The organism is Gordonia gummivorans, assembly GCF_022513585.1.
GTDB lineage: Bacteria > Actinomycetota > Actinomycetes > Mycobacteriales > Mycobacteriaceae > Gordonia.
Map to the genome: position 1 here is coordinate 128,891 of NZ_JAKWBF010000004.1, position 24,688 is coordinate 153,578.

The 24,688-nt window shown below is 67.0% G+C and carries 22 protein-coding genes; 14 read left to right on the forward strand and 8 right to left on the reverse strand.

The genetic code is table 11. The features are described from left to right. Positions 1–3: 3 nt before the first annotated feature. From MKW15_RS04795 to MKW15_RS04810, 4 genes are read left to right on the forward strand one after another with little or no spacing between them, the layout of a single operon-like run. Complete coding sequence (locus MKW15_RS04795; protein WP_240856432.1) at positions 4–441, forward strand: hypothetical protein; 438 nt, start codon at positions 4–6, stop codon at positions 439–441. Further along, positions 438–2,051 (forward strand): FHA domain-containing protein, encoded by a 1,614-nt coding sequence (locus MKW15_RS04800; RefSeq protein WP_240856433.1) that lies wholly within the window; start codon positions 438–440, stop codon positions 2,049–2,051. The genes MKW15_RS04795 and MKW15_RS04800 overlap by 4 nt, the downstream gene beginning before the upstream one ends. A gap of 11 nt (positions 2,052–2,062) precedes the next feature. Beyond that, the gene (locus tag MKW15_RS04805) at positions 2,063–4,210 is read left to right on the forward strand and encodes a cation:proton antiporter (RefSeq protein WP_240856434.1); all 2,148 of its coding nucleotides are present in this window, start codon (positions 2,063–2,065) and stop codon (positions 4,208–4,210) included. Between the two features lies 1 nt (position 4,211). Beyond that, entirely contained in the window at positions 4,212–5,024 is an 813-nt protein-coding gene (locus MKW15_RS04810; RefSeq protein WP_240856435.1) for a protein kinase domain-containing protein, read from the forward strand. A gap of 232 nt (positions 5,025–5,256) precedes the next feature. Here MKW15_RS04810 and MKW15_RS04815 read toward each other — a convergent pair whose 3' ends face one another. Then, positions 5,257–6,837, reverse strand: coding sequence for a serine/threonine protein kinase (locus MKW15_RS04815; RefSeq protein WP_240856436.1), 1,581 nt, complete (start codon positions 6,835–6,837; stop codon positions 5,257–5,259). A 74-nt stretch (positions 6,838–6,911) separates the two neighbouring features. Next, positions 6,912–7,205: a hypothetical protein gene (locus MKW15_RS04820; RefSeq protein ID WP_240856437.1), complete on the reverse strand. Its 294-nt coding sequence runs from the start codon at positions 7,203–7,205 to the stop codon at positions 6,912–6,914. A gap of 173 nt (positions 7,206–7,378) precedes the next feature. Here MKW15_RS04820 and MKW15_RS04825 point away from each other — a divergent pair, with 173 nt between their 5' ends. From MKW15_RS04825 to MKW15_RS04855, 7 genes are all read left to right on the forward strand, one after another. Continuing rightward, positions 7,379–8,239 carry a universal stress protein gene (locus tag MKW15_RS04825; protein ID WP_240856438.1) on the forward strand — a complete coding sequence of 287 codons (861 nt, stop codon included), beginning with the start codon at positions 7,379–7,381 and terminating at the stop codon, positions 8,237–8,239. A 164-nt stretch (positions 8,240–8,403) separates the two neighbouring features. Then, positions 8,404–8,853: a redox-sensitive transcriptional activator SoxR gene (soxR, locus tag MKW15_RS04830; protein ID WP_240856439.1), complete on the forward strand. Its 450-nt coding sequence runs from the start codon at positions 8,404–8,406 to the stop codon at positions 8,851–8,853. A gap of 29 nt (positions 8,854–8,882) precedes the next feature. Next, the gene (locus MKW15_RS04835; protein WP_240856440.1) at positions 8,883–9,845 is read left to right on the forward strand and encodes a patatin-like phospholipase family protein; all 963 of its coding nucleotides are present in this window, start codon (positions 8,883–8,885) and stop codon (positions 9,843–9,845) included. Further along, a complete protein-coding gene (locus tag MKW15_RS04840; RefSeq protein WP_240856441.1) occupies positions 9,842–11,047 on the forward strand; it encodes an MFS transporter in 1,206 nt (401 codons plus the stop codon). The genes MKW15_RS04835 and MKW15_RS04840 overlap by 4 nt, the downstream gene beginning before the upstream one ends. Before the next feature lie 41 nt (positions 11,048–11,088). After that, positions 11,089–12,318 (forward strand): arginine deiminase, encoded by a 1,230-nt coding sequence (locus MKW15_RS04845; RefSeq protein WP_240856442.1) that lies wholly within the window; start codon positions 11,089–11,091, stop codon positions 12,316–12,318. Between the two features lie 13 nt (positions 12,319–12,331). Continuing rightward, complete coding sequence (locus MKW15_RS04850) at positions 12,332–12,703, forward strand: GntR family transcriptional regulator (protein WP_240856443.1); 372 nt, start codon at positions 12,332–12,334, stop codon at positions 12,701–12,703. 32 nt (positions 12,704–12,735) lie between these two features. Further along, positions 12,736–14,376, forward strand: coding sequence for a BCCT family transporter (locus MKW15_RS04855; RefSeq protein WP_240856444.1), 1,641 nt, complete (start codon positions 12,736–12,738; stop codon positions 14,374–14,376). Between the two features lie 164 nt (positions 14,377–14,540). Here the strand turns inward: MKW15_RS04855 and MKW15_RS04860 are convergent, their stop codons facing one another. Continuing rightward, positions 14,541–16,130 (reverse strand): dolichyl-phosphate-mannose--protein mannosyltransferase, encoded by a 1,590-nt coding sequence (locus MKW15_RS04860; protein ID WP_240856537.1) that lies wholly within the window; start codon positions 16,128–16,130, stop codon positions 14,541–14,543. Positions 16,131–16,174: 44 nt separating this feature from the next. Between MKW15_RS04860 and rsmI the strand changes: the two genes are divergently transcribed. Continuing rightward, the gene (gene rsmI / locus MKW15_RS04865) at positions 16,175–17,041 is read left to right on the forward strand and encodes a 16S rRNA (cytidine(1402)-2'-O)-methyltransferase (protein ID WP_240856445.1); all 867 of its coding nucleotides are present in this window, start codon (positions 16,175–16,177) and stop codon (positions 17,039–17,041) included. Here rsmI and MKW15_RS04870 read toward each other — a convergent pair. Then, a complete protein-coding gene (locus tag MKW15_RS04870) occupies positions 16,974–18,242 on the reverse strand; it encodes a sigma-54-dependent transcriptional regulator family protein (RefSeq protein WP_240856446.1) in 1,269 nt (422 codons plus the stop codon). The genes rsmI and MKW15_RS04870 overlap by 68 nt on opposite strands. A 94-nt stretch (positions 18,243–18,336) precedes the next feature. Between MKW15_RS04870 and MKW15_RS04875 the strand changes: the two genes are divergently transcribed. Both MKW15_RS04875 and MKW15_RS04880 read left to right on the forward strand, forming a co-directional pair. Next, positions 18,337–18,936, forward strand: coding sequence for a TetR/AcrR family transcriptional regulator (locus tag MKW15_RS04875; RefSeq protein WP_240856447.1), 600 nt, complete (start codon positions 18,337–18,339; stop codon positions 18,934–18,936). Further along, positions 18,936–20,051 carry a glycosyltransferase gene (locus MKW15_RS04880; protein ID WP_240856448.1) on the forward strand — a complete coding sequence of 372 codons (1,116 nt, stop codon included), beginning with the start codon at positions 18,936–18,938 and terminating at the stop codon, positions 20,049–20,051. The genes MKW15_RS04875 and MKW15_RS04880 overlap by 1 nt, the downstream gene beginning before the upstream one ends. A gap of 108 nt (positions 20,052–20,159) precedes the next feature. Here the strand turns inward: MKW15_RS04880 and MKW15_RS04885 are convergent, their stop codons facing one another. The 4 genes from MKW15_RS04885 to MKW15_RS04900 are packed head-to-tail and all read right to left on the reverse strand — an operon-like array spanning position 20,160 to position 24,613. Further along, positions 20,160–21,320 carry an aminodeoxychorismate synthase component I gene (locus MKW15_RS04885; protein WP_240856449.1) on the reverse strand — a complete coding sequence of 387 codons (1,161 nt, stop codon included), beginning with the start codon at positions 21,318–21,320 and terminating at the stop codon, positions 20,160–20,162. 10 nt (positions 21,321–21,330) lie between these two features. Further along, on the reverse strand, positions 21,331–22,905 hold the full coding sequence (gene metG, locus MKW15_RS04890; protein ID WP_240856450.1) for a methionine--tRNA ligase: 1,575 nt from the start codon (positions 22,903–22,905) through the stop codon (positions 21,331–21,333). 53 nt (positions 22,906–22,958) lie between these two features. Further along, a complete protein-coding gene (locus tag MKW15_RS04895) occupies positions 22,959–23,957 on the reverse strand; it encodes a HEAT repeat domain-containing protein (RefSeq protein ID WP_240856451.1) in 999 nt (332 codons plus the stop codon). Continuing rightward, the gene (locus tag MKW15_RS04900) at positions 23,957–24,613 is read right to left on the reverse strand and encodes a HEAT repeat domain-containing protein (RefSeq protein WP_240856452.1); all 657 of its coding nucleotides are present in this window, start codon (positions 24,611–24,613) and stop codon (positions 23,957–23,959) included. The genes MKW15_RS04895 and MKW15_RS04900 overlap by 1 nt, the downstream gene beginning before the upstream one ends. Positions 24,614–24,688 lie beyond the last annotated feature (75 nt).

Sequence of the window (24,688 nt, forward strand, 5' to 3'; positions counted from 1 at the left end):
CCCATGCTGCCAACTCTGTGGGGCCGAATTCAGACCCGGGTGCTGGTCCTGGGCATCCTCGGTGGACTCTGGACGCTGGTCCTCGCTCCGTTCCTGCCCGACGGCGCCCCGATCGCCACGAGCTATCAGGTGGCGTTCACGGTGCTGGCCGTGGTCATCGTGCTGGGTGTCGGCTGGGAGTTCATCTACCACTTCCTGCAACAGTTCCGGTGGGAGAAGGACTGGCCGACGCTGTTCGGATTGCTCACCGCAATCAACGAGGGCATTGCGGCCTGGTTCTTCCTCAAGTACGTCCCGGTCCTGCCCGACGATGTGGAGCTGACCCCACTCGTGTTCTGTATCCAGTTCATCACCACCTGGCTGATCGTGTGGGTGGCGGTCAACGGGCCGTTGCGAGCGATCTTTCCGCACTGGCGATTCCAAGGAGGCCGGTTCTTTTGACCACGTCAGCCGAGACCCCGAGTCTGACGCCAACCGTCACCCTGGTCCCGGGCGACGGAATCGTGATCCGCAAACCCGCATTCCTGTGCGTGCTCACCTCCGACGCACCGGCCGCGCTGCTCAAGGACGTCACTGCGCTCCAGGCCGCCGTCGCGGTACCCGACCGGATGCCGCGCCGCGGCCGTCATCTGGTGCGCAAGCTCGCCGAGATCGTCGCCACCGCCGACGACCCGGTGAACATCGCCTTCGCCGCGCCCGACAGCGCCGGAATCGCAATCTTCATGTCCGGGGCGGTGTTTGCCGAAGCCGACGGTGAGCGACTCGAACCGGAGGGCGACGAACCCTTCGACCGTGCCGTGGTGTGGCCGTTCGAAGGATTGGGGCTGTATCTGGTCGGCGCGGTCCCCGCCGAACCGGGCGAAGAGACCTTCGACCTGGTCAACGGTGTGGTCCCGGCCAGGGGTGCCCTGTTGCACACGCCGCTGGGCCTGCGGGGCACCGAAATCCACGAGATCGCCGCGCCACCACCGCGTATTCGTCCAGAAGTCCACGTCGACGACATCGCATCCAAGCCTGCCGCCGAGCCGGTCGACGCCGAGTCCGTTCCGGCCTTCCACGAACCGCCCCTGGACTTTTCGAAGCCGGCGCCGGAGCCGCCGGTGGAAGAGCCGGTCGTCCAACCGGATCCGGTTGCGCCCGCGCCGGCCGCCGACGCTGTGGACGAATCGATGAACTCGGCGACCGAACCCATGCGGGCGCCAACTCCGCCGCCTCCTCCTCCTCCTCCTCCTCCTCCTCCTCCGCAGCCCGAGCCGCGCCCTGGCCCGGTGGCAGTGCCCGAACCGCAACCGTTCCAGTCGTCGTCACTGGGCGGTGGTGAACCGTTCCAGTCGGCGTCGCTCGGTTCCGTGGGTCCCGACCCCGTTGCACTCGAGCCTGCTGCACCCGAGCCCATTGCGCCCGAGCCGGTTCCGCAGCCGCTGCCCGTCCAACCCGTGCGACCCGCCGAACCGGTGCAGCATGCACACGTGCATCACGACGACCTGCACGAACCGGTGGAGCAGCGCGCACCGTTGCCCAAGCAGGAACATCAGCGGCCGGCAACCGAGGTCGTGAAGATCGAGGAATCCCGCGCACATGTCCACGGGATTCGCTGCTCCCGTGGACATCTCAACCACCCGCAATCGTGGCTGTGCGGGGTGTGCGGCATCCGCATGGATCAGCTCACCGCGATCCTCGTCGAAGGGGAGCGGCCGCCGCTGGGCTGGCTGTTGCTCGACAACGGGTCCACGTACCTGCTCGACGAGGATCTGGTGATCGGACGTGAACCGGGCACCGGAGGGGGTGGAGGGCGTGGGAAGCCCAAACCGATTCGCGTGCAGGACGAGTCCGGGCAGCTCTCTCGGCGACACGTCGAGATCCGGCTCGTCGAATGGACGGTGCAGCTCGTCGACCTTGGTTCGGCGAACGGTACCTACGTCGTCGACCCGTTGAGCGGCAATCGGGAGACCCGACTGCCCGCGCAGCGCCCGCATGTGCTCGCTCCCGGCTCGCACGTGCGAATCGGCGGACGGCACTTCATCTTCGAATCCCCGCACGCCCGAGTCTGACCGAGGGCGACATGGCCGACACGCACACCGTCACGTTCCTTCTCCTCGACGTCGCCGTCGTCATCGCGGCGGCGCGAGCGGGTGGCTTCGTGGCACGTAAGTTGGGGCAGCCCGCGGTGGTAGGTGAGATCGCGGCCGGAATCGCGCTGGGGCCAAGCCTGCTCGGGCTGTTCCCGGGCAACCCCGACGAATGGCTGTTCCCGACCGAGGTGCGACCGCTGCTCTTGGCGATAGCCCAGCTCGGGCTGGTCTTGTTCATGTTCATCGTCGGGCTCGAACTCGACATGCGGCTCATCAAGGGGCGTGAACGCGCTGCGGCGAGCATCTCGCTGTCGTCGATCATCCTGCCGTTCGCGCTCGGTGCGGCACTCGCCCTGATCCTGTACGACCAGCACGACGACAAGTCCCTCGCCCCGAATGTCAGTCTCCTGAACCTGACGCTGTTTCTCGGAATAGCCATGTCCATCACCGCATTTCCGGTGCTGGCCCGCATTCTGAACGACCGAGGGATGATGCGCACGGTGCCCGGCGTGTTCAGCCTGGCGGCAGCCGCGGTCGACGACATCGTCGCGTGGACCCTCCTCGCATTCGTGACCGCCATCATCGGTGGCGAGAACGTGGGTGACGTCGGCAAGATCGTCGGGCTGTCGCTGTTGTACTGCGCGGTGATGTTCCTCGTCGTGCGCCCGTTGCTCGCTCGTCTGGTCGAGTGGCGCGACACCGCGGGCCGCATGACTCCCGACATCCTTGCCGTTGTCCTGATCGGGTTGTTCCTGTCTGCGGCGGCCACCGAGTGGATCGGCATCCACTTGATCATCGGTGCCTTTGTGTTCGGTGCGGTGATGCCGAAAGTCGGCGCCGAACAACTGCACCGGGAGATCCTCGAACGGCTGGAACAGGCCAGCGTGCTGCTCTTGCTGCCGATGTTCTTCGTGGTCACCGGTCTGGCGGTGGACCTGAGCGGCATCGGTCTGGACGGGTTGTGGCAGCTCGTGCTGGTTCTCCTCGTGGCGATCGCGGGTAAGTTCTTCGGAGCGTTTGCCGGTGCTCGGGCCAGTGCGATCCCGGGCAGACAGAGCGCTGCGATAGCCGTGCTGATGAACACACGAGGGCTCACCGAGTTGGTGATCCTGTCCGTGGGGCTCAGCCTCGACGTGCTCACACCCCAGCTCTACGCGATGCTCGTGGTCATGGCGCTGGTCACCACTGTGCTCACCGCGCCGCTCCTACGACTCGTGTATCCGGATTCGGTGGTGGCCAACGACATTGCGGAGGCCGAGCGCCTCGCATTGGCGGCCGGATCGGCCAACCGGGCGATGGTGGTGCTGACCGATCTCGACGCGAGTGTCGACGAACTGTTGCATCGACATCGGCGACTCTTCGGTGCAGCGGCAGGCTACGACGTGGTCCTGGCCGGCGTACTCTCGGTCACGGCGCCCGCGAAGCGGCTCGAGGTCGGGGTGCCGATCATGCCGGACTTCGCTGCGATGGCGTCGGCCGTGGAGAAGCTGAACATGTTGGGATCGGCGTTACCGGGCCCGGATTCGGTGTCGGTGCTGTGCCGCTTCAGTGCCGACCCGGTGGTCGATCTGACCGAGATGGCCGAGAACGCCAACATCGATTTCATCTTCCTCGACAGCAGCCGTTCCGAGATCGCCGACGGGCTGCAGATCGCACCCGTGGTGACGGTGGACGAGCGAGCTCCGGGACCCGATATTGCTGCGAGCGGGGATCGGGGGGCCGCGTCGATCGTCTGCGTCGCACCGGAGACGCGTGCCGGCCGGACCGCCATTCTTGTGGCTGCCGGGTTGGCACTCAACGAATCTGCGCCGCTGACGATCGTGACCGGCGCATCTCGGCGTCGCGTGCTCGCCGATCTGGAACCGGCGATCGACCAAGGTCTCGAGATCAGCGTCATCGACCGCAAGCGCTCCTACGATCGGGTCGCGGCATTGATTGTGGTGGCCGACGAGGAGACCGACGGCACGGTCAAGGTCGTCGACCATGTGGGAACCAGTGAAGAAGGCTTGGGGGACAGGGTGAGTCGCTACTTTGAACGGGTGGTCGCAGAACGGGTGGACTCAGCCGCCCCGCGCCCGATACTCGGGCAACCAGTGCACACGCACACCACAGCACACGAAACACCGGAGAGGCACTGACATGGCCACCGTCGAGATTCCGCAACAGCTCGCGGATTTCACTGTGCTCAGCAAGTTGGGTGCAGGAGGAAACGGCACGTTCTACGTGGCGGTCCCACCACCGCGCCTGAACATCAACGCCGAGCGCGTGGTGGTGAAGGTGTTCAGCGGCACCTGTAGTGACGATGCCTATCGTCGCGGTGTCCGCGAGCTCCGCGCGTTCGCCGCGGTGCAGTCGCCGTATCTCGCCGCGTTGTACGACGCTGTGCTCCAAGGCCAATTCATGTATGCCATGGAGTATTTCCCGCTGGGATCGCTGGGCGCTCCGACTCGGCCGCTGACCCGCAACGAGAAGCTGTCGGCGATCGCCGACGCGGCCCGTGGCGTCGACGCACTGCACGAAGCTGGGATCGCCCACGCCAACATCACGCCGACGAGCATCATGGTCACCGAGGGCGGCGGTCGCATCTCGGACCTCGGTCTGGCCCGGGTTCTCGCCGCCGATGAGCCGATCACCAGTTTCGCGCAGCCCGGCGCGGTCCAGTACATGGATCCTGCTCTGCTGGCCGGTGACACACCATCCCGTGCCACCGACATCTGGTCGCTCGGTGCGTGCCTGCACGTCGCGCTCACCGGTCGCGGCGTGTACGGCGACATCCCAGAAGCCCAGCCGCTGTTGGCGATTCGCGCCGCACTGTCCACTCCGCCGGCGCTCTCGGAGAACCTCGACCGCGACGAGCGTGCGCTGATCGCGAGTTGTCTCGCACTGGCCGGCACCCGCCCGGCCACCGCACTCGAGGTCGCCGACAAGATCGAGGCGATCAAAGAGGCGTGAGCCCAGCCGCCGGGAGAGCCGACCATCCGCTCCCTGGCTCGAAGGGCCTATTCCGCTCCCTGAGGTGCGAGCGAAGCGAGCCTCGAAGGGGCTTGGTGAGACAACAACGCAATCTCACCAGGGAGGCTTCGAGGCTCGTCGCTTGCGCTCCTCGCACCTCAGCCGGCGGGACGGCTCAGCCGACGGGACGCCTCAGCCGGCGGAAGCGGTCTCGAGTTGGGGATGGTCACCGTCAGGTGCCGAAAGGTGCTGTCTGCCACCAGTCGTCGAGGACTTGCTGCCCGGTGTGGCCGGGCCACGTGGCGACGATCGTGTAGGGGCGCCGTGGGTCGTCGTTGAAGTTGGTGATGGTCCAGCCGTGCGGGACCGTGTCGGGGCTGGCGAAGACCGGGCCCTCATCCCACCGGTGGGGCTGGCCGGGGCGTTTGGGCAAGTCGGCGGTGACGACGGACCGGCCGGCCATGGTGGCGGTGTGCCACACGACGAACGTGAGGTTGTTGGGGTTGATGCAGCTGATCCCGGGGACGTCGCCGTTGGTGATCTCCTTGCATCCGGAGTCACCCCAGCCGTTCTCGGCCGGTCGCGAGGGAAGCAGGTCGGGGAAGGTGTCGGCGATCGGTGCGGCGGCCGACGACCACTTGTCGCCGCCGTTCCGCGCCCCCAGGTAGGCGAGCGTGCCGATGACGACACCGACGATGACCAGCACGGAGACGATGGGCACCACGACGGGCGGCATCCGCCGGTTGTGGGCAGATTTGGCACGGACTGCCGACCCCGATCGAGATGCGTTGCGCGGCTGGGGATGATGAGAGGCGTCGGCCTGCCCGAGGGCGGCGCGGCGGTCGGTGACCACCTCGGTGTCACTCTCCGGATTTGCCCGCGGGGTGAACAGTCGCCGGAGGCGGGTGGTCGGCTGGTCTATCGCCTGGGTGGTCGCCTCCACTGAAGCAGGAGCGGGTTGTGATCGCTGCGCGTCGGCGACCTGTGCGGCCCTCGTCGCCGACGACGACGGCGGCACCGGGCTCCCCGACGGGAAGTCGCCCGACGGCGGTGGCTGGGCGGCTTCGGGCCGGGACAGTGTGACGGCGAGTTCGGCCGCGCGCGTGAATTCGGCGCACGTGCGATAGCGCACGTTCTTGTCGGCACCGAGGGCGCGGTCGATGGCCGACCGCAGGGTGGGCGAAATGCTCTCCGACAGTGGTTCATTGGGTGACGGAGGGGTTCCGGTGAGCAGCTCGAGGAGCACGTAGGCCAGCATGTGAACGTCGTTCGCGGGATGGTACCGGGCGTCGTCTGCGGTGCGCGACAGGGCAAATCCGGTGAGGACGGCGCGTGGTGCAGCTGTCTGCTGTCCCGCCTCGGCTGGCACGAGGATGATCGTGGCCGGGCTGATGTTGCGCAGGACAAGGCCTTTGCGGTGCGCGCTGTCGAGCCCCTTGCCGATGTCGGTGACGATGGCGACGGCGGTCTCTTCGTCGAAAGCGTTGGGTCCACTGCGGAGACGTTCGGCAGCGGAGATGCCGTCGAGGTGTCGGGCGGCCACCCACAGTTGCGCGTTGTCGCTCCCGCGTCCGAGCACTTCGGCGAGGTTGGGATGCCGCAAGCGCGTTGCGACGTCGATGGCGCGCTCGAGTCGGCGTCGAAAGTCGGGATCGGCGGAGAGATCGGGTCGGATCAGGGTGAGGTCCACCGGCTCCGGGTGCGAGGGGTTGGTGGCGAGGTAGGTGACCCCGCCCGGGTCCGCCCGCAACACGGCCTCGATCCGATGCCCTGACACTGTGGTTCCCGGCGGGACGGTGCCAGAGATGTTCACAGTCGGATCTGCTCCCCGAGTCGTGAGGTTACTGCCCGTCGCTTCGCTCGCCCCGGGTTTGTTGGAGTCTAGCCCTAAGACTCGACGAGTTCGCCTGCCGTGCCGAAGAGCGTGATCACGAAGAATGCGAGCAGAAACCACGATCCGCCCTGCCATACCTGCCAGCGGCCTTCGTTTCGCCAGACCCGATAGGTGCGCCACAACATGGCGAGTGCCCCCAGCAGTGCCACGATCGGTGACGCCGCGAACAGCGCCGTGCGCAAGGGCGAGGACGACGCGACGGCGACGCCGATGAGGCCGAAGGTGAAAGCGACAGTGACGATCACGTGAATGGCCACCGCGCGGAGATCGTCCGACGTGCCGGTCATCGGGCCGACTCCTGGTAGTTCGCAAGCATGTTCATCGTCGACAACACCCTACACGGAGCTTCGCAAAGCGTAAGAACGGGACTTTCGCCTTATTGCCACCACAGTCGTAACCGGGCACGATAGAAGGTGAGGATAAGAGTATCCTCCAGTCGAATTGAGGAGATGGTCTGCATATGAACGCGATTCTCGTCGGCGTTGACGGGTCGGACGCGGCAACAGGTGCAGTACGGTGGGCGGCTCGAGCCGCCGCGGTGGAGAACGCCGAACTCAAGTTGGTAGGCGTGTATGACGCCAGCACCAGTGACTACGCCCCGGGGTTGATCATTCCCCAGGACGTCATCGACGCAATTCGTCAAGATGCCTCTGATGCGGTACATGCCGCCGCGGATGCGGCCAAGCAGGTGGCTCCCGACGTCAGTGTCGTCACCTCGATCGTCGACGGCGATGCCGGCCGCGTCCTTCTCGAACTCGGCAAGGAAGCATCGATGATCGTCCTCGGTACCCGCGGGCTCGGCAGCGTCAAAGGACTGTTCCTGGGTTCGGTGAGCACCACGGTCGCCGCACACGCGCATGGGCGCGTCGTGATCGTCGCCGGTGAAGGCGGCGGCGGACCGGTGGTGGTCGGTGTCGACGATTCGCCGGTCAGCGAAGCCGCTGTCGCCGAGGCGTACCGGCAGGCGTCGTTGCGCAACGCGACACTCGTGGCAGTGCACACCTGGACACCGCTGGATGTGGATGCCCTGCACGGCTATGGCATCGACCCCGATGAGGTCGCGCGGATGTCGCAGGACGCCGTGGAAGCCGTTGCCGAGCGGATGGCCGGATTCGCCTCCGACTATCCCGACGTCAACGTCGAGCGCAAGGTGCTGCCGGAGGATCCGGCCAAGGCGCTGCTGGACGCTGCGGGCGACGACGCTCAACTGATCGTCGTGGGCAGCCGCGGTCGTGGCGGCTTCAAAGGACTACTGCTCGGCTCGACCAGCCAGAAGGTCATGCACCAGGCGCAATGCCCGGTGATGGTCGTCCGGGCCTGACAGACTCGCGTCCGCGGGCGTGCGGGCGCAACCGATCGAACACCCCATGATCCCGTCGGGGGCAGGGGTGTTCGTGATCATGGATCGCCGACGGTGGCCTTCGTACGACGACGGGCCGCTCGCAGCGATCCTTCTCCGGGACCGGTGACGCCTACCATGGCGGCATGGCCCTGAAGAAGCTCGAGCTCTCCGTGGGAGAACTCGCGCAGCGGGCAGGAATCGCACCGTCGGCGGTCCGATTCTATGAGGAGCAGGGACTCATCTTCTCCCGGCGTACCTCGGGGAATCAGCGACGCTATCACCGTGCGATGCTGCGTCGAGTGGCCTTCATCCGGGCGTCGCAGGCAGCCGGGATTCCGCTGGCAGTGATCGCCGAGGTCCTCTCCGAACTCGGTGACCACGAATCGCCGCCGAAAGCGATGTGGGAAGCGGCGTCCAAACGGTGGATCGACGACATCAACCATCGCATCGCACTCCTGGAGAACATGCGCGACATGATCGGCTCGTGTGTGGGCTGCGGATGCCTGTCGCTGGGGGAGTGTCACCTGCTCAATCCGGGGGACGAACTCAACAAACTCGGCCCCGGGCCGCGTCGACTGATGCGGGATAACTGACTTTCTGGGGGCGTCGATAGTGTGGGGGCATGGCTCGACCGACGCGGGTGGCGCTCGCCCTGGGTAGTGGTGGCGCGCGGGGCTACGCGCACATCGGGGTGATCGAGGAACTCCTTGCGCGTGATTTCGAGATCGTCAGCGTCGCGGGCTCGTCGATGGGTGCACTCGTGGGTGGACTGCACTGTGCGGGCCGCCTCGATGAGTATGTCGAGTGGATCGCGGGTCTGCGACAACTCGACGTCGTCCGCCTGGTGGATGTGTCGTTGAACAAACCGGGCGGAGTGATCGGTGCCGAGCGGGTCGTCGACCGAGTTCGGGAGATGCTGGGAGACAAGCAGATCGAGGATCTCGAGATCCCGTTCACCGCTGTCGCCACCGACCTGAACGCCGGGCGGGCGGTGTGGTTCCAGCGTGGCCAACTCGTCGACGCGATCCGCGCTTCGATCGCCATTCCGGGTGTCATCAGTCCACACGAATACCAGGGACAACTCCTCGGCGACGGCGGCATTCTGGATCCGCTTCCGGTGGCACCGACCTCGGCGGTACCCAGCGACGTCACGATCGGGGTGATCCTCGGCTCCGACAGCGGGCCCGACGACGGCGCATCGCGGGAACCGCGCCCCAAGGGCCTGCTGCGCCGCAACGTGGCACCGATCCTGGAGACCGAGTTCGTCCGATCGGTCCGCGAACGCTTCGGCTTCGATGGCACCGGTTCCGATACCGACACCAAGGACACCGACGACACCGCCGACGCCGCCGACGCCAAGGAAGGGCCGCAGCGGATGGGCCGAATCGAGGTTCTCGGCCGTTCGCTCGACATCATGCAGGAAGCGCTGACGCGCTACCAGGTCGCCGGATACCCGCCGGATGTGCTCATCCGGGTCCCGCGCAATGCGGTCCGGACCCTCGACTTCCACAAGGCGTCCGAGATGATCCAACTCGGGCGGGAACTCACCGCGCAGGCGCTCGACGATCTGCCCGAGCGGCCATGAAGCAGATTCCTCGCGGTATCTGGGTGTTGCTCGCCGCCAACGTGGTGATCGCCCTCGGCTATGGCCTGATCGCACCCGCGTTGCCGAGTTTTGCGCGCAGTTTCAACGTGTCGCTCACCGCGGCGACGGCCGTCGTGTCGGCGTTCGCGGTGATGCGGCTGCTGTTCGCGCCGGCCACCGGGCGTCTCGTCACCCTGTTCGGTGAACGCCGCATCTACCTCACCGGGCTGTTGATCGTCGCCGTCAGTACCTTCGCGTGTGCGTTCGCGCAGGGCTACTGGCAGTTGCTGGTGTTCCGGGCGGCCGGTGGCATCGGATCGACGATGTTCAGCATCTCCGCGATGGCGCTGCTGATCAGGATGTCGCCCAACGACATTCGCGGTCGCGTGTCCGGATTCTTCTCGGCCGGTTTCCTGATCGGCAACATCACCGGCCCGCTGATCGGGGCGGCGCTCGTCGGGTTCGGGCTCCGTATGCCGTTCGTCGTCTACGCGATCGCACTGGTGATCGCCTCCGCGGTGGTGGCCACCCAGCTGCGTGAGGTGCCGGCACCCGACCGCACCGACGGCCCGGCGAGCGGCGTCATCTCCTTTCGGCACGCCCTCGGCGACAGCGCCTACCGCGCGATCATCGCGTCCAACTTCACCCAGGGCTGGGCGTCGATGGGGGTGCGGGTTGCCGTGGTTCCGCTGTTCGTCACCGAAGGGCTCGACGAGGGTGCCGGCATGGCGGGGGTGGTGCTGGCCGTGTACGCCGCCGGCAACGTCGTCGCGATCCTCAGCGCGGGCCGCCTGTCGGATCGTTACGGGCGTCGGCCCATCATGCTGCCCGGACTGGTCCTGATGGCGGCCTCGACGGCCGCTCTCGGGTTCTCCGCGAACATCGTTGTCGCGCTGGTCCTGTCGCTCGTCGCGGGTGCGGGATCGGGGTTGTTCGCACCCACCCATCAGGCGGCCCTCGCCGATGTGCTCGGAAATCGGCAACAGGGCGGCTCTGCGTTGGCGGCCTATGGCATGTCGTCGGATCTGGGTGCGATCAGTGGGCCAGTGATCGTCGGGTTCGTGGCCGACCGGGTGGGTTTCGGTCCAGCGTTCGTGTTGACGGGTGTGGTGGCGGCGCTCGCCTGCGTGATGTGGCTGTTCGCGCGGGAGACCGCGCCGGCGATCGTCGGCGACGGTCCGACGATCACACCCACCGGATGATTTGAAATGTGCGCGCCTCGCCGAGGCTCTACCGTTGACTCATGACCGATCGGGACGCGTACGACTATCGGCTCGGGGCGACATCGGAGGTGGGCCGACTCCGCGCCGTCATGCTGCACCGGCCCGGCGACGAGCTCAGGCGTCTGACCCCGCGCAACAACGATCAACTCCTGTTCGACGGTCTGCCCTGGGTGGGTCGCGCGCAGGAGGAGCACGACGCCTTCGCGCAGGTGCTGACCGACCGCGGTGTCGACGTCTACCTCCTCGGTGATCTCCTCACCCAAACCCTCGAACACAGTGGTGCCGCACGTATTCAGGGGATCGCGGCGGCGGTCAGTGCGCGGCGGCTGGGCAACCACCTGGCCGAGGACCTCGCCGGCCACCTCCGGTCGTTGCCGCCCGCCGAACTCGCCCGTGTCCTGACCGCGGGAATGACCTACGACGAACTGCCGATCACACCGTCGGCGGCCACGTCGTCGCTGGTGCGTCGGATGCACCACGGGCCGGAGTTCGCGATCGACCCGCTGCCGAATCTGCTGTTCACCCGCGACAGTTCGTTCTGGATCGGGCCGCGGTTCGCGATCACCTCGCTGGCCCTGCCGGCGCGTGCCCGCGAAACCTCCCTGACCGACCTCATCTACGCACACCACCCGCGGTTCACCGGTGCCCGACGCGCCTATGAGTCGCAGGTGGCGCCCGTCGAAGGGGGTGACGTGCTGCTGCTCGCCCCGGGCGTGGTGGCGGTCGGCGTCGGCGAACGCACCACACCGGCCGGTGCGGAAGCCTTGGCGCGCAGTCTCTTCGACGACGAACTCGCGCACACCGTGCTCGCGGTGCCGATCGAACAGGCCCGCGCGTTCATGCACCTCGACACCGTCTGCACCATGGTCGACACCGACGCCGTCGTGATGTACCCCAACATCCGCGACACGATGTCGGCGTTCACGTTGACCCACCGCGACGGCGAGGTGACCGTGACCGGTTCGCGACCCTTCGTCGACGCCGCCGCCGAGGCGATGGGAATCGACAAGCTTCGCGTGATCGACACCGGACTCGATCCGGTGACCGCCGAACGTGAGCAATGGGACGACGGGAACAACACGTTGGCCGTCGCCCCGGGCGTGGTGGTCTCCTATAACCGGAATGTGGAAACCAATCGACGCCTTGTGGATTCGGGTATCGAGGTGATCGAGATCGAAGGCCGCGAACTCGGTTCGGGCCGTGGGGGACCGCGCTGCATGTCCTGCCCCATCGCCCGAGATCCACTGTGAGAAGCGACGTTCCATGACGCTCGCCGAGAAGCTGGCCATCGACCCGTCGTCCGACCGGGCGCCGTTCGAGCAGGTTCGCCTGGGCATCATCGAGCTGATCTCGACCGGCGCACTGCTGGCCGGCGAGCGTCTGCCGACCGTCCGGGCACTCGCCACCGACCTGAACCTCGCGTCGAACACCGTCGCCCGCAGCTATCGCGAACTCGAGGCGGCGGACGTGATCGAGACCCGCGGCCGTCAGGGGTCGTTCGTCAAAGCCGGACGAAGCACCACGCTCGACGCGGCCGCGCGGGCCACCGTCGAGCATGTGACATCCCTGCGTGAACTGGGTGTCGACGACGAGACGATTGTTTCGCTAGTGCAACGAGTGGTGCGTGGTGCTTGAAGTCTCATGTCAAGATTTGATTACGTGAAGTAATGACAGCTGAACAGTTCCTGAAGAAGCCGGCTCGCCCGGTGGTGGATCCGTGGGTTTTCGGGATCACTGCGGTGATTGTGATCGCCTTCGTCGTCTGGGGCCTCGTCGATCAGGAAAGCCTGAACAACGTCAGCCAGGACGTCCTCGACGTGATCACCGAGAACCTCGGCTGGCTGTTCATCCTGGCCTCCACCGGCTTCGTCATCTTCGCCGTGTGGCTCGCCCTGTCCAAGTACGGGCGCATCCCGCTCGGCAAGGACGACGACAAGCCCGAATTCCGCACGGTCAGCTGGATCGCGATGATGTTCAGCGCAGGCATGGGCATCGGCCTGATGTTCTTCGGTGCCTACGAACCGCTGTTTCACTACGTGAGTGCGCCACCGGAGTTCCCGGAGGCCGACATCCGCGCAGCGATGGCGACCACGATGTTCCACTGGGGTTTCCACCCGTGGGCGATGTACGCGGTGGTGGGCCTCGCGATCGCCTACAGCACCTACCGGGTGGGGCGGACCCAGCTGATGAGCGCGGTGTTCGCCCCGTTCCTGGGCGAGCGCACCAACGGGCCGGGCGGCAAGATCATCGACATCCTGGCGATCTTCGCGACGCTGTTCGGCACCGTCGCGTCGCTGGGACTCGGTGCCCTTCAGATCGGGTCCGGTCTGGACACCGTCGGCTGGGTACACGAGCCGACGACACCCCTGCTGGTGGGCATCATCGCCGTTCTCACCGCCGCATTCGTGCTGTCGGCGGTGTCGGGAATCGCCAAGGGCATCCAGTGGCTCTCCAACATCAACATGGTGGCGGCGATCGTCCTGGCGGTCTTCGTGTTCGTCGTCGGCCCGACGATCTTCATCCTCAACCTGCTGCCGACGACGCTCGGTGCCTATGCCACCGACATCACCACGTTCTCGGCCCGGTCGGCGGCCACGGTCGGCGACGAGGGCGAGAAGTGGCTGGCGGACTGGACGATCTTCTACTGGGCCTGGTGGGTGAGCTGGACGCCGTTCGTGGGCATGTTCCTTGCCAAGATCAGCAAGGGCCGGACGATCCGCGAATTCGTCGTCGGCGTGATGCTGGTGCCGACCACGGTGTCGTTGGTGTGGTTCTGCATCTTCGGTGGTACCGCCATCCGGCAGCAGATGACCGGCGAACTCGGTTTCAGTTCCGACTCGTCCAGTGACTCGGCACTCTTCGACGTCCTCGGCCACCTCCCGTTGACGGGTATCGCATCCGCACTCGTGATGTTCCTCGTCGCCATCTTCTTCGTGTCGGGTGCCGACGCGGCGTCGTTGGTGATGGCCACACTGTCCGAACGCGGCGCGGAGGATCCGTCGCGATCGGTCACCATCTTCTGGGGTGTGCTGACCGGTGCCGTGGCCGCGCTGCTGCTCGCCATCAGCGGCGACGACGCACTCGAGGGAATCAAGAAGATGGCGATCATCGCGGCACTGCCGTTCGTCATCGTGATGATCGGTATGTGCCTGGCCCTCTACAAGGATCTCCGGCGCGATCCGCTGATCGTGTCGCGCAAGATCCTGACGACCCAGGTGGACAAGCACATTCGAGAACAGGCCGAGAAGATCACGACCGGCGAGTTCGAGGCGATCGACCCCGAGACCGCGGAGCGTGTCGATGGATGACGAAGCGCCTCCCGCCGGCTGAGGTGTGAGGAGCGATAGCGACGAGCCTCGAAGCCCTGGTGAGACGAAGTTGTTGTCTCACCAGGCCCTTCGAGGCTCGTCGCTTGCGCTCCTCACACCTCAGGGAGCGGGGGCGCAGGTGGCGAAGGCGGGAGTGTCGTCCATCAGCCCCAGCTGGGCAGCCAGATCTGCTGGTCCCACTGGGCCGGCGAGATCGGGGAGCCGGTGAGGATCGGCCACAGCCAGACGAAGTTGGTCACCACGAGGCCGACGTAGATGGCGACCACCAGGATCGCGAGTATGCGACGTTCGGGTCTGACGCCGGCGCGGGCGGTGGCCGAGCGCAGGATGTCCCCGCAACACAGGGCCAACCCCATCACCAGGAACGGTGCCATCACCGTGGCGTAGAAGAAGTACATCTGCCGGTCGATCTCGGCGAACCAGGGGAGGAACCCGGCGGCGTACCCGGTGAGGACGGCGGCGTAGCGCCAGTCACGGCGCACGATCCACGACCACAGACCCCAGAGCAGCATCGGCAGGGCGAGCCACCACAGTGCGGGCGAACCGATGAGCATCTGCGCGCGGACACATTCGCCGACGCCGCAGTGGTCGGGCCCGCTCTCGTAGGCGTAGAGCATGGGGCGCAGACTCATCGGCCAGGTCCATGGCTTGGATTCCCACGGATGGTGGTTGCCTGCCGAGTTCGTGAGTCCGGCATGGAATTTCAGGATGCCCGACTCGTAATACCAGAGCGATCGCCAAGCGCCGGGCACCCAGGCCCAGGTTCCTCCGGTGCCGATCGAGTTGCCGACCTGGTAGCGGTACACGGCGGTCTCACTGTTGAACCAGGGGATGAATGTCGCCAGATAGATGGCGATCGGCATCACCACGAGACTTGCGCCCGACGGCACCACGTCGCGTACCAGCGTCCCCACCCACGGGCGCTTGACGTGGTACGCCCGCCGCGCCGCGACGTCGAACCCGATGGCCAGCAGGACGAAGAAGATGACGAAATAGATGCCCGACCACTTGGTGCCGCACGTCAGACCGAGCATCACACCGGCGGTGAACCGATACCAGCGGAATCCCAGGCGCGGGCCGAAGTCGGAGTCGTCGATGCGGCCCTCGACGTACACGCGGTGCATGCGGGCGCGTACCTGATCGCGATCGGCGATCAGCGCGGTGAACGCGGCCACCACGAAGACGGCCTGGAAGATGTCGAGCATGCCCATCCGCGACTGCACGAACAGCACGCCGTCGCAGACAGCGAACACGCCGGCGATCGCGCCGACAAGGGTGGACCGCGACATCCGTCGCACCACGAAGTAGATCATCACCACGGTGGCGACACCGCAGACTGCCGATGCCACTCGCCAGCCGAGCGGACCGTAGCCGAACATGCCCTCCGACGCGGCGAGCAACCACTTGCCGACCGGCGGGTGCACGACCAGCCCGTACCCCGGATTGTCCTCGATCCAATTGCCCCCGGTGAGTACCTGCCACCCCTGCGGCACGTAGTGCTTCTCGTCGAACACCGGGGTGCCGTGGTCGGTGGGGTTCTGCAGGTTCCAGAACCGGGTGGCGATCGCCAGCAGGGCGATCACGGCTCCGACGACGAGTCCGCGCGCACGGTCGGGCGCACCGAACAGGGGGGTCGGGATGGCCGCGGCGAGTTGTGCCTGAGGGCCGCTCGGTTCGGTGGGCGGTCCGCCGCCGGCGGCGACGTCCGGCTCGCGGTCGCCGACAGCGGTCATGGTCACCCGTCCGATCGTAGGGGACACTCGTAAGCTGGCTCATCATGGACGCTCCGCACTCGGTCGAACACACCACGGACTCGGGTCGCCTGGTCCTCGCCGCGACCCCGATGGGGCAGGCCGACGACGCGTCCCCGAGGCTGCGTGCCGCGTTGGCGACCGCGGACGTGGTGGCCGCCGAGGACACCCGGCGCGCCCGATCGCTCGCGGCCGCGCTCGGTGTCGAGATAGGCGGCCGGCTGGTGAGCTACTACGACCAGGTGGAGGCGGCGCGCACACCGGCGCTGCTCGACGCGATCTCAGCCGGTTCCACGGTGCTGCTGATCACCGACGCCGGAATGCCGTCGGTGAGCGATCCCGGCTACCGCATCGTCGTGGCCTGCGCCGATGCCGGCCTGCCGGTGACCGCGTTACCGGGTCCGTCGGCGGTGACCACCGCGCTGGCGGTGTCGGCGATGCCGTCGGAGCGGTTCTGCTTCGAGGGTTTCGCACCCCGCAAACCCGGTGCTCGTCGGGATTGGCTGGCCACCCTGGCCGACGAGCGTCGGACCGTGGTGTTCTTCGAATCGCCCCATCGACTCGCCGAGACGCTGTCGGCCGCGGTGGACGTCCTCGGCCCCGACCGGCGTGCGGCGGTGTGCCGCGAACTCACCAAGACCTATGAGGAGGTGCGGCGGGGCCCGGTGTCGGAGTTGGCGCAGTGGGCCGCCGACGGTGTGCGCGGCGAGATCACGGTGGTCGTCGCGGGTGCCGAGATCGCCGAACCAGATGTGGGCGAGCTCGCCGATCGTGCCGAGCAGCTGGTCGAGGCCGGCACCCGCCTCAAGGAGGCGTGCGTGATCGTCACGCGAGGAACCGCTGCCTCTCGTCGAGACGTGTATCAAATGGTGCTCGAGCGCCGTCGGGAGTGACACCGTCGGGAGTAACACCGTCGGGGATGACGCGGAGTTCGACGTCGGGCGCCAGTCGGTAGGGCCTGCTGGTCACCAGCGCGCCGACGGCACGGCGCAGGCGCGACATCTCGGCGCGCACGGTCACCAGGTGTCCGCCGTCGCCGAAGATCAAGTGGCTCAATCGTTCTGCGTTGAGGCCGTGGTCGCCCGCGTTGCCGAGCAGGATCAGTATCTCGGCGTGGCGGGGCGTCAGCACGGTGTGCCACGGCTCGGCGTCACCACTGACGGTCACCGTCGGCTCGCCGCGCAGATCCAGCTCGGCAACCACCGGCGACGACGGCCCGACCTGCCGGACCAGCCAGCCCTTCGGCAGGCGTTCGACGACGCACGCACCGAGGCCCGGAATGAACTGGCGCATGCCGTCGACCGGTGCCGCGACGCGGGTCGGCTGCGTGCAGCCGCGGCCTTCGGCGACCCATCCGTCGTCGTCGATCAGCAGTCCGGGTCCCCGAATTCCGGCCAGCCGCGAGGTTCCCGCGCTCCGCAGCTCGGCCAGGGCGGCGAGGTGTGCCGTGGACATCTCGTGCTCGCCGAGTGTGGCGATGGCGGTGGTGAACGCGGTGGCGGCCGGCTGTAGCGCCATTGCCGGTCCGGCGAGTCCGGCAATGGCGACCATCTCACCGGTCCGCCGGTCGTGGATGGGGGCGGCGGTGCAGTACAGGCTGTGCAGGGCACGGTTGTAATGTTCGGCGCCGAAGAGCCGGGTGGGCCGCTGATGCCGGACGACGAGTCCGACGGCTGTGGTGGCGGTGGACTCCTCGTCCCATCGGGCACCTTCGACGAGGTGGAGGCGGTCGGCCGCTGTCAGCAGGCCCGATGACCCGCCGCGCCACAGGAGTACGCCGTCGGCGTCGAAGATGCCCATGGTCATCGCGGTGTCGTCGGCCGCGTCGGAAAACAAGGTCTGGATCTTCTCGACCGCGTCCCGGACCGGGTGGTGGGCGCGCCGCTCGGCGAGTTCGGTGCCGCTGATCGACGTCGGATTGTGGGTGTCGGGGCTGGGGCGTGTGCCGGACGAGCGTGCGCGCGTCCATGATTCGTGCACGTCGTCGTCGGGCGTGGCCGTCGGGGTCGCGCCGGCCATCACGGCGTCGTGCGTCGCGCTCAGATCGCGTGCGAGAACCGTGAGGTCGGTACCCGGAGCGATGGGGATGCCCATGGTCGGCAGTCTACGCAGGCCGCGGATATCCGGCCTGCTTGACGCGACGCCACGAGGTGGTGCCCGGGCAACTTTGATGTTAATGTCGATTGACATGAAATCTGCGGGGTCGCCGGCCGATACGCGGCGGTACCGTCAGACGGCGCGTGCCGAGAAGGCGGCGCGGACGGCGCAACGAATTCTCGATGCGTGCCTGGAACTGGCGTCGACCACTCCGCTGACGTCCATCACATTGACGAAGATCGCCGAGACCGCCGACGTATCTGTTCAGACGGTCATGCGGCGCTTCGGAAGTCGTGACGGGGTGGTGGCCGCGGCCGTCGAGCACTTCCAGGTGTCGGTCACCGATCAGCGCCGCGTCACACCGGGCAACATCGATGAGGCCGTCCGAGTCGTGGTGGAGCATTACGAAGAGTACGGCGACATCGTCATCGGGCTACTCGCGCAGGAGAACGAGGATGCTCAAGTTGCCGCGATCACCCAGCAGGGCAGAGAACTTCACGATCGATGGGTATCCGACTCCTTTGCGCCGAGCGGCCCGGTGATCCACCGACTACTCGTGGTGGCCACCGATGTGTACACCTGGAAACTGTTGCGATGCGACCGCGGTCTGACCGCGACGCACACCGAAGAACACATGCGCAGGCTGTGCCACGCGATCCTGGCAGATGCGTCGAACACCGAGGAGAACTGATGGCCGACATACTGTTCGTCACGATGGATGCGGGCGGCAACGTGCAGCCGATGCTCGGGGTGGCGCAGGCCGTTGCTGCCATGGGGCATGACATTCGGGTCGTGGGCCATGAGTCGCTGCGCGCCGAAGCGTCGCGGTACGGTGTCGACCTGATTGCGTATAGATCTGTACGACAATGGGATTCACTCAAAGTGCAGAGTCCGCTACGGTGGCCGCAGATGCTCAACGACCGGCGGATCGGCGACGAGGTGCGTGAGCTGTGTGAGACTCGACGGCCCGACGTCGCGATCGTCGATTGTCTGCTGGCGCCTGCGCATCATGTGGTTCGTGAACTGGGAGTATCGCGCGTCGTGTTCACTCACACCTTCCGCGAGTATGCCGACCACATGCGTCAGCTTCGACGGCTCGGCGGTGGCAGCCCCGCCGCGTTCTACGGCTATCGTCTTGGTGCGCTGTGGAACTCGGCGTCGGCGAACCTGGTTGCGACGCACCGCGCACTCGATCCTGCGTCCCGTCGTACGCAGCCGGCCAACGTGGAGTGGACGGGTGTGGTACTGCCCGAGGTCGTCGGGCCTGCCGCGTCGTCAGCGAGCAATGTGCTGGTAAGTATGTCCACCAACGGTTTTCCCGGTCAGGATCGCACCCTGCGGCGGATTGTCCAGGCGCTCGGGGACTTACCGGTGCAGGCGACTGTGACAACCGGAGGGGTCTTCGATCCGTCGGCCTTCGACGCACCCGACAACGTGACGATCACCGGCTATGCGGACCACCTGACGCTGATGCCGCAGTGTTCGCTGTTGATCGGCCACGGCGGACACTCGACCACCATGCGTGCCCTGGCTCATGGCATGCCGGTCCTCGTCATCCCGGCTTCGGCGTTCCTGGACCAGCGGATGATCGGGCGGGCATTACGTACTGCGGGCGTCGGAAATGTGTTGCCGCGCTGGTCATCGGCCGCGGCGATTCGACGGGCCGTGCAGACCTTGCTGGACGAGGAGGACGTACGTCGTCGGGCGGCGGCGTTGGGGGCCGAACTTCGTGCCGAGGACGGTGCGCGTCGTGCTGCCGAGAAGATCGACGCGCTGGTCGCGACGCGCGGTGTCGACTCGGCGTGACGATTCGCTCGCGTGCGGGATGACCGTGCCACTGCCGGTGCTTCCGCAGCGGATGGGATCTTCGGGCGAGGGAGCGGATACGACTCTACGAGGCAATGCGGTGCGCGATCACGGCTCGCTATGCTGCACGATGCTGGCCGCCTTGTCGAGGCACTCCTGCCATTCGGCGAGGGGGTCGGAGTCGATGGTGATCCCGCCGCCGACCCCGAGGGTGGCGCGCCCGTCCGGCGCGATCGCGACGGTGCGGATTGCGACATTGAGGTCCAGTTCCCCTCCGGGGCCGGCGATTCCGACCGCTCCGCAGTACACGCCGCGCGCAGCGGATTCCCACTCCGAAAGTAGCTCCAGCGCACGTAGTTTGGGGGTTCCGGTGACCGATGGTGGGGGAAACGTGGCCGCCAGCAGGGCGTCGTTACCGGTGCCGACCTCCAGGATGGCCTGAACGCGGGAGACGAGGTGCCATACCCCGGGGGCGGGCATGATCGAGAGCAGCTCAGGTACCCGAACCGATCCGGGTACCGCGAGGCGGCCGAGGTCGTTGCGGGTCAGGTCGACGATCATGATGTTCTCCGCGACATCCTTGACCGACGACGAGAGCACGTTCGGGTCGTCGTGGCCGGCGATGGTGCCCTTGATCGGCGCCGACGAGACGATGTTCCCGGTCCTGCGCAGGAACAGTTCCGGCGAGAAGCTCGCCACCGAGCCCCAACTGCCTTGCAGGAAAGCAGCTTTCGCCGGTGCGGTGGCGGCGGTGAGGTCGGCGAAGTAGTCGAGAGCGTTTCCGGTGACGCTCCCGGTGAACTGTGTGCATACGCAGGCCTGGTACACCTCACCGGCCCGTATCGCCGCCAGGCACCGCTCGATCGCCATCAAGTGGGGATCACGTTGTGGTGCAACCCAGTCCGCATGCCATTCGTTCCCTCTGGCCGGCCGAGCCGATGAATTGCCTGCGACGACGGCCAGTGCCCACGGCGGCACATCGCCGATCGTCTCCCAGACGCCGTCGCGCAAGATCAGCAGGTGGTCGGTGAGTCCACCGACCACCGTCGGAAGCGGCGATCGGTCGTTGTGCACCGGAAAACCCAAGTAGCCGAGCCAGTATCGGTCCGGGTTGTCGGGTGGGCGCACACCCGCGCGCAACTCGATCGACGGCGCGATGACCGCGTCCGCGTCCCACCACTCGCCGACCAGGGCGGCCGGCGGCGCCACGCCGTGTTCGGCGGTGTGGGCAGACAGCGCCCGCAGGACGTCGAGCGCGGTGCCGACCATCCGCGTCGGATCAGCTTTCGTAGCGCGGGAAGACCGGCGACGGCTTGGGCAGGGCGGTGCCCGGCACCAGGCGATCGCCGACCGCGCTGAACTGCCGGTCGGGCCCCACCGCGAGCAGGTCGAGCATCTTCGCGGTCGACGTCGGCATCACCGGCTGGCTGAGCAGGGCGACGATGCGTACCACCTCCGAGCACACGTACAGGACGGTTCCGGTGCGGCCGAGATCGGTCTTGGCCAGCTTCCACGGTTCCTGCGCGGAGATGTAGCGGTTGGTGTCGGCCAGCACCGCCCACAGCGCTTCCAGCCCGAGGTGGATGGCTTGGACATCGAATTGTGCACGGACCGCGTCGAGCAGCGCGTCGGCCTTCGCGAGCAGCTCGGTGTCGGCGTCGAGATAGACCCCCGGCGCCGGTAGTTCACCGTCGAAGTACTTGCCGATCATCGACAGAGTGCGTTGGGCGAGGTTGCCGAATTCGTTGGCGAGGTCGGCGTTGATACGGGCGATGATGGCGTCGGTCGAGTACGAACCGTCCTGGCCGTAGGAGATCTCGCGCAGGAAGAAGTAGCGGACGGGGTCGAGGCCGAACTCGGCGACGAGGGCATCGGGATCGAGGACGTTGCCGACCGACTTGCTCATCTTCTCGCCCTTGTTCAGCAAGAACCCGTGCACGAACACCCGCTTGGGGAGCTCGATCCCCGCACTCATCAGGAATGCCGGCCAATAGACGCAGTGGAACCGGATGATGTCCTTGCCGATGATGTGGAGATCGGCCGGCCAGAAACGACGCAGCGTTTCCTCGTCGTCGGGGAAGCCGACGCCGGTCAGGTAGTTGGTGAGGGCGTCGACCCACACGTACATGACGTGGTCGGGGTGGTCGGGGACCGGGACGCCCCAGTCGAAGGTGGTGCGCGAGATCGACAGGTCGGTGAGGCCGCCCTTGACGAAGCTGACCACCTCGTTGCGCCGGACGTCGGGACCGATGAACGACGGATCGGCGTCGTAGAGCTCGAGCAGCTTGTCCTGATAGGCCGACAGCCGGAAGAAGTACGTCTCCTCCTCGGTCCAGGTGACGACGTGACCCGATTCCGTTGCGACGCGCTCGCCCGCCTCGTTCACGCTGGTCTCGGAATCGGCGTAGAAGGTCTCGTCGCGGACGTCGTACCAGCCCGAATACTTGTCCAGGTAGATGTCGCCGTTGTCGTTCATCCGCTGCCAGATGGCCTCCGACGCCCGCTTGTGGTCCTCGTCGGAGGTGCGGATGAAGCGGTCGTAGCTCGACGACAGGCGGTCCTGCAGGGCCTGGAACCGGTCGGAGTTGCGGTTGGCGAGCTCGGCAGTCGGGATGCCCTCGGCCTCTGCGGTCTGCTGCATCTTCTGGCCGTGCACGTCGGTCCCGGTGAGGAACCGCACGTCGTACCCGTCGAGCCGTTTGAACCGGGCGAGCACGTCGGCCGAGATGTACTCGTAGGCGTGGCCGATGTGCGGTGCGCCGTTGGGGTAGGCGATCGCGGTGGTGATGTAGAACGGGCGCCCGTCACCGTGCGAGGTGGCAGGGGTGTCGGTGCTGGTCGGGTTCTCGGCCATAGTGGTGCCAGATTACCGATCGCGGCGTACGGGCCACCAACCGGCGTACACGCCTACGACGAGTTGCGGTGGCGCAGGATCGCCGCCGCGGTCCCGGCGACCGTCCCGTCGGGATCGGTGGTCATCTGGGTCAGCACGTCGACCGCACCCGGACCCGGAATCTCCGCCAGGGCCTGCGCGAGGCGTTGGCGCTGGGCTGGGTTCCCGTCGCCGAGTGCGGTGGTGAGAGTGCCGACGATCGGCACGGCGACGGTCGGGTCGTCGGCGTAGGTGCCGAGTATTTCGGCGGCCTCGACGTCGCGGTGGCCTTCGACGATGAGGCCGACCAACGATGTCACCGCGACCTGATCGCCGCGCGCACCGAGCGCGAGCGCCGCCCGATGACGGATCTCGTCGTCGGAGTCGGTGAGTAGTCGGCGGAGCAACTCGGTTGCACGATCGTCGTCGAAGCCCGCGATCGCCGTCGCCGCGCGGCGTCGCACATCTGCATCGGTCGACTCCAACCCTTGTGCGAGGACTGATAATCCGTCGCCATCAGACTGTGCCAACGCCCACCGCAACGCGCCGGCGACGTTGGTGTCGCTTTCGGTGAGGACGGCTTCGGCGAGACTGTCGGCCGACAGCCCGCGTGGGCTCGGGGACTCGAGCGCCGCCCGCTGCCGCAGCGCCGCGTGCTCGGACTCGACGCCGCGCAGGAGTGCGACCACGTGCAGCACCGAGTCCCAATCGGTCGGCCCGGCATCCGATACGTGCTCTAGGCGTTCGAGAAGGTCGGCGTCAGCGGCCATCCGGTCGCGGGTGTGGCGGATCAGGTCGGCGACGAGGGCGGACGGTGAGAAGCCGGGGTCGTCGAGCGCGTTGTGGATGTCGCGCAATGACATGCCCAGTGTCCGAAGGCTTTCCACGTGCAGCAGGCGCGTGATGTCGTCGGCCGAGTACTCGCGGTAGCCGCCGGAGGTTCGGCCGGTCGGTCGCACGAGCCCCAGCTTGTCGTAGTGACGCAGCATCCGTGTGCTGACGCCGGAGCGTCGTGCGACCTCACCGATCAACATCAGGCGCCGTCACCGAGGGCTGCAACGCGTTTGGCCGACTCGACCTCCAGCGCGAAGTCGGTGTCGGGGTCGAGCATCAGGCGCTCGGTGGCAATTGCGTGCGCCCGAACGCTTTCGAGCGCAGGAACAGCGGCGTCACCCAATGCGACAAGGGCGCGGCTCAAACTGCGCTGGACATCGATGTCGCCGCGGCCGAGTTGCGCTGTGAGTGTTCTCGCCAGTGCAGCTTCGCTGCCCGACGGCACCAGTGTGACTGCCGCCCGCCACGCGCTGCGCGCCACCTCGTCGTTGTCGTCGTCCATCAACGATGACGTTATCGCGGCCCAGGCCCGACGATCGCCGATCTTGGAGAGCGTGTGCAGCGCCTGGCTGCGTGCCTGCGGGTTCGGTGCGCCGAGCTCGACGATCAGGCGCTCGACGGTGACCTCGGTCGGCAGTCGGGTCAGTGCCCACGTCAGCATGTCGCGGACGAAGAAGTCCGGCTCGACCCCGCACCGTTCGGTGAGCGTGTCGACGAGTCCGGCGTCGGCGTGCGTGCCGGCCGCCAGTGCCGCCTGCAGTCGAGTCGACGCGTTCGGCGCGGCGAGCGCGGCTACGAGTCGGTTGTCGACGGTGTGCCGGGTCGCTGGGTGCTGGGTCGTGCTGTTCTGGGTCATGGGGACCACCTCCTTCACCCATGACCCAACACCTTGTCACCGTGTGAAGGTCAACGGTGGTCTCGACACGACGCC

What these genes read in the sequence shown, in the direction of transcription:
- MKW15_RS04880 (WP_240856448.1), top strand. Translation starts at nt 18,936, where the DNA reads ATGGCCGACATACTGTTCGTCACGATGGATGCGGGCGGCAACGTGCAG.
- MKW15_RS04805 (WP_240856434.1), top strand. Translation starts at nt 2,063, where the DNA reads ATGGCCGACACGCACACCGTCACGTTCCTTCTCCTCGACGTCGCCGTC.
- MKW15_RS04870 (WP_240856446.1), bottom strand. Translation starts at nt 18,242, where the DNA reads ATGGGCATCCCCATCGCTCCGGGTACCGACCTCACGGTTCTCGCACGC.
- MKW15_RS04900 (WP_240856452.1), bottom strand. Translation starts at nt 24,613, where the DNA reads ATGACCCAGAACAGCACGACCCAGCACCCAGCGACCCGGCACACCGTC.
- rsmI (WP_240856445.1), top strand. Translation starts at nt 16,175, where the DNA reads ATGGACGCTCCGCACTCGGTCGAACACACCACGGACTCGGGTCGCCTG.
- MKW15_RS04810 (WP_240856435.1), top strand. Translation starts at nt 4,212, where the DNA reads ATGGCCACCGTCGAGATTCCGCAACAGCTCGCGGATTTCACTGTGCTC.
- MKW15_RS04820 (WP_240856437.1), bottom strand. Translation starts at nt 7,205, where the DNA reads ATGACCGGCACGTCGGACGATCTCCGCGCGGTGGCCATTCACGTGATC.
- MKW15_RS04875 (WP_240856447.1), top strand. Translation starts at nt 18,337, where the DNA reads ATGAAATCTGCGGGGTCGCCGGCCGATACGCGGCGGTACCGTCAGACG.
- MKW15_RS04885 (WP_240856449.1), bottom strand. Translation starts at nt 21,320, where the DNA reads ATGGTCGGCACCGCGCTCGACGTCCTGCGGGCGCTGTCTGCCCACACC.
- MKW15_RS04850 (WP_240856443.1), top strand. Translation starts at nt 12,332, where the DNA reads ATGACGCTCGCCGAGAAGCTGGCCATCGACCCGTCGTCCGACCGGGCG.
- MKW15_RS04845 (WP_240856442.1), top strand. Translation starts at nt 11,089, where the DNA reads ATGACCGATCGGGACGCGTACGACTATCGGCTCGGGGCGACATCGGAG.
- MKW15_RS04895 (WP_240856451.1), bottom strand. Translation starts at nt 23,957, where the DNA reads ATGTTGATCGGTGAGGTCGCACGACGCTCCGGCGTCAGCACACGGATG.
- MKW15_RS04855 (WP_240856444.1), top strand. Translation starts at nt 12,736, where the DNA reads ATGACAGCTGAACAGTTCCTGAAGAAGCCGGCTCGCCCGGTGGTGGAT.
- MKW15_RS04860 (WP_240856537.1), bottom strand. Translation starts at nt 16,130, where the DNA reads ATGACCGCTGTCGGCGACCGCGAGCCGGACGTCGCCGCCGGCGGCGGA.
- MKW15_RS04825 (WP_240856438.1), top strand. Translation starts at nt 7,379, where the DNA reads ATGAACGCGATTCTCGTCGGCGTTGACGGGTCGGACGCGGCAACAGGT.
- MKW15_RS04840 (WP_240856441.1), top strand. Translation starts at nt 9,842, where the DNA reads ATGAAGCAGATTCCTCGCGGTATCTGGGTGTTGCTCGCCGCCAACGTG.
- metG (WP_240856450.1), bottom strand. Translation starts at nt 22,905, where the DNA reads ATGGCCGAGAACCCGACCAGCACCGACACCCCTGCCACCTCGCACGGT.
- MKW15_RS04835 (WP_240856440.1), top strand. Translation starts at nt 8,883, where the DNA reads ATGGCTCGACCGACGCGGGTGGCGCTCGCCCTGGGTAGTGGTGGCGCG.
- MKW15_RS04795 (WP_240856432.1), top strand. Translation starts at nt 4, where the DNA reads ATGCTGCCAACTCTGTGGGGCCGAATTCAGACCCGGGTGCTGGTCCTG.
- soxR (WP_240856439.1), top strand. Translation starts at nt 8,404, where the DNA reads ATGGCCCTGAAGAAGCTCGAGCTCTCCGTGGGAGAACTCGCGCAGCGG.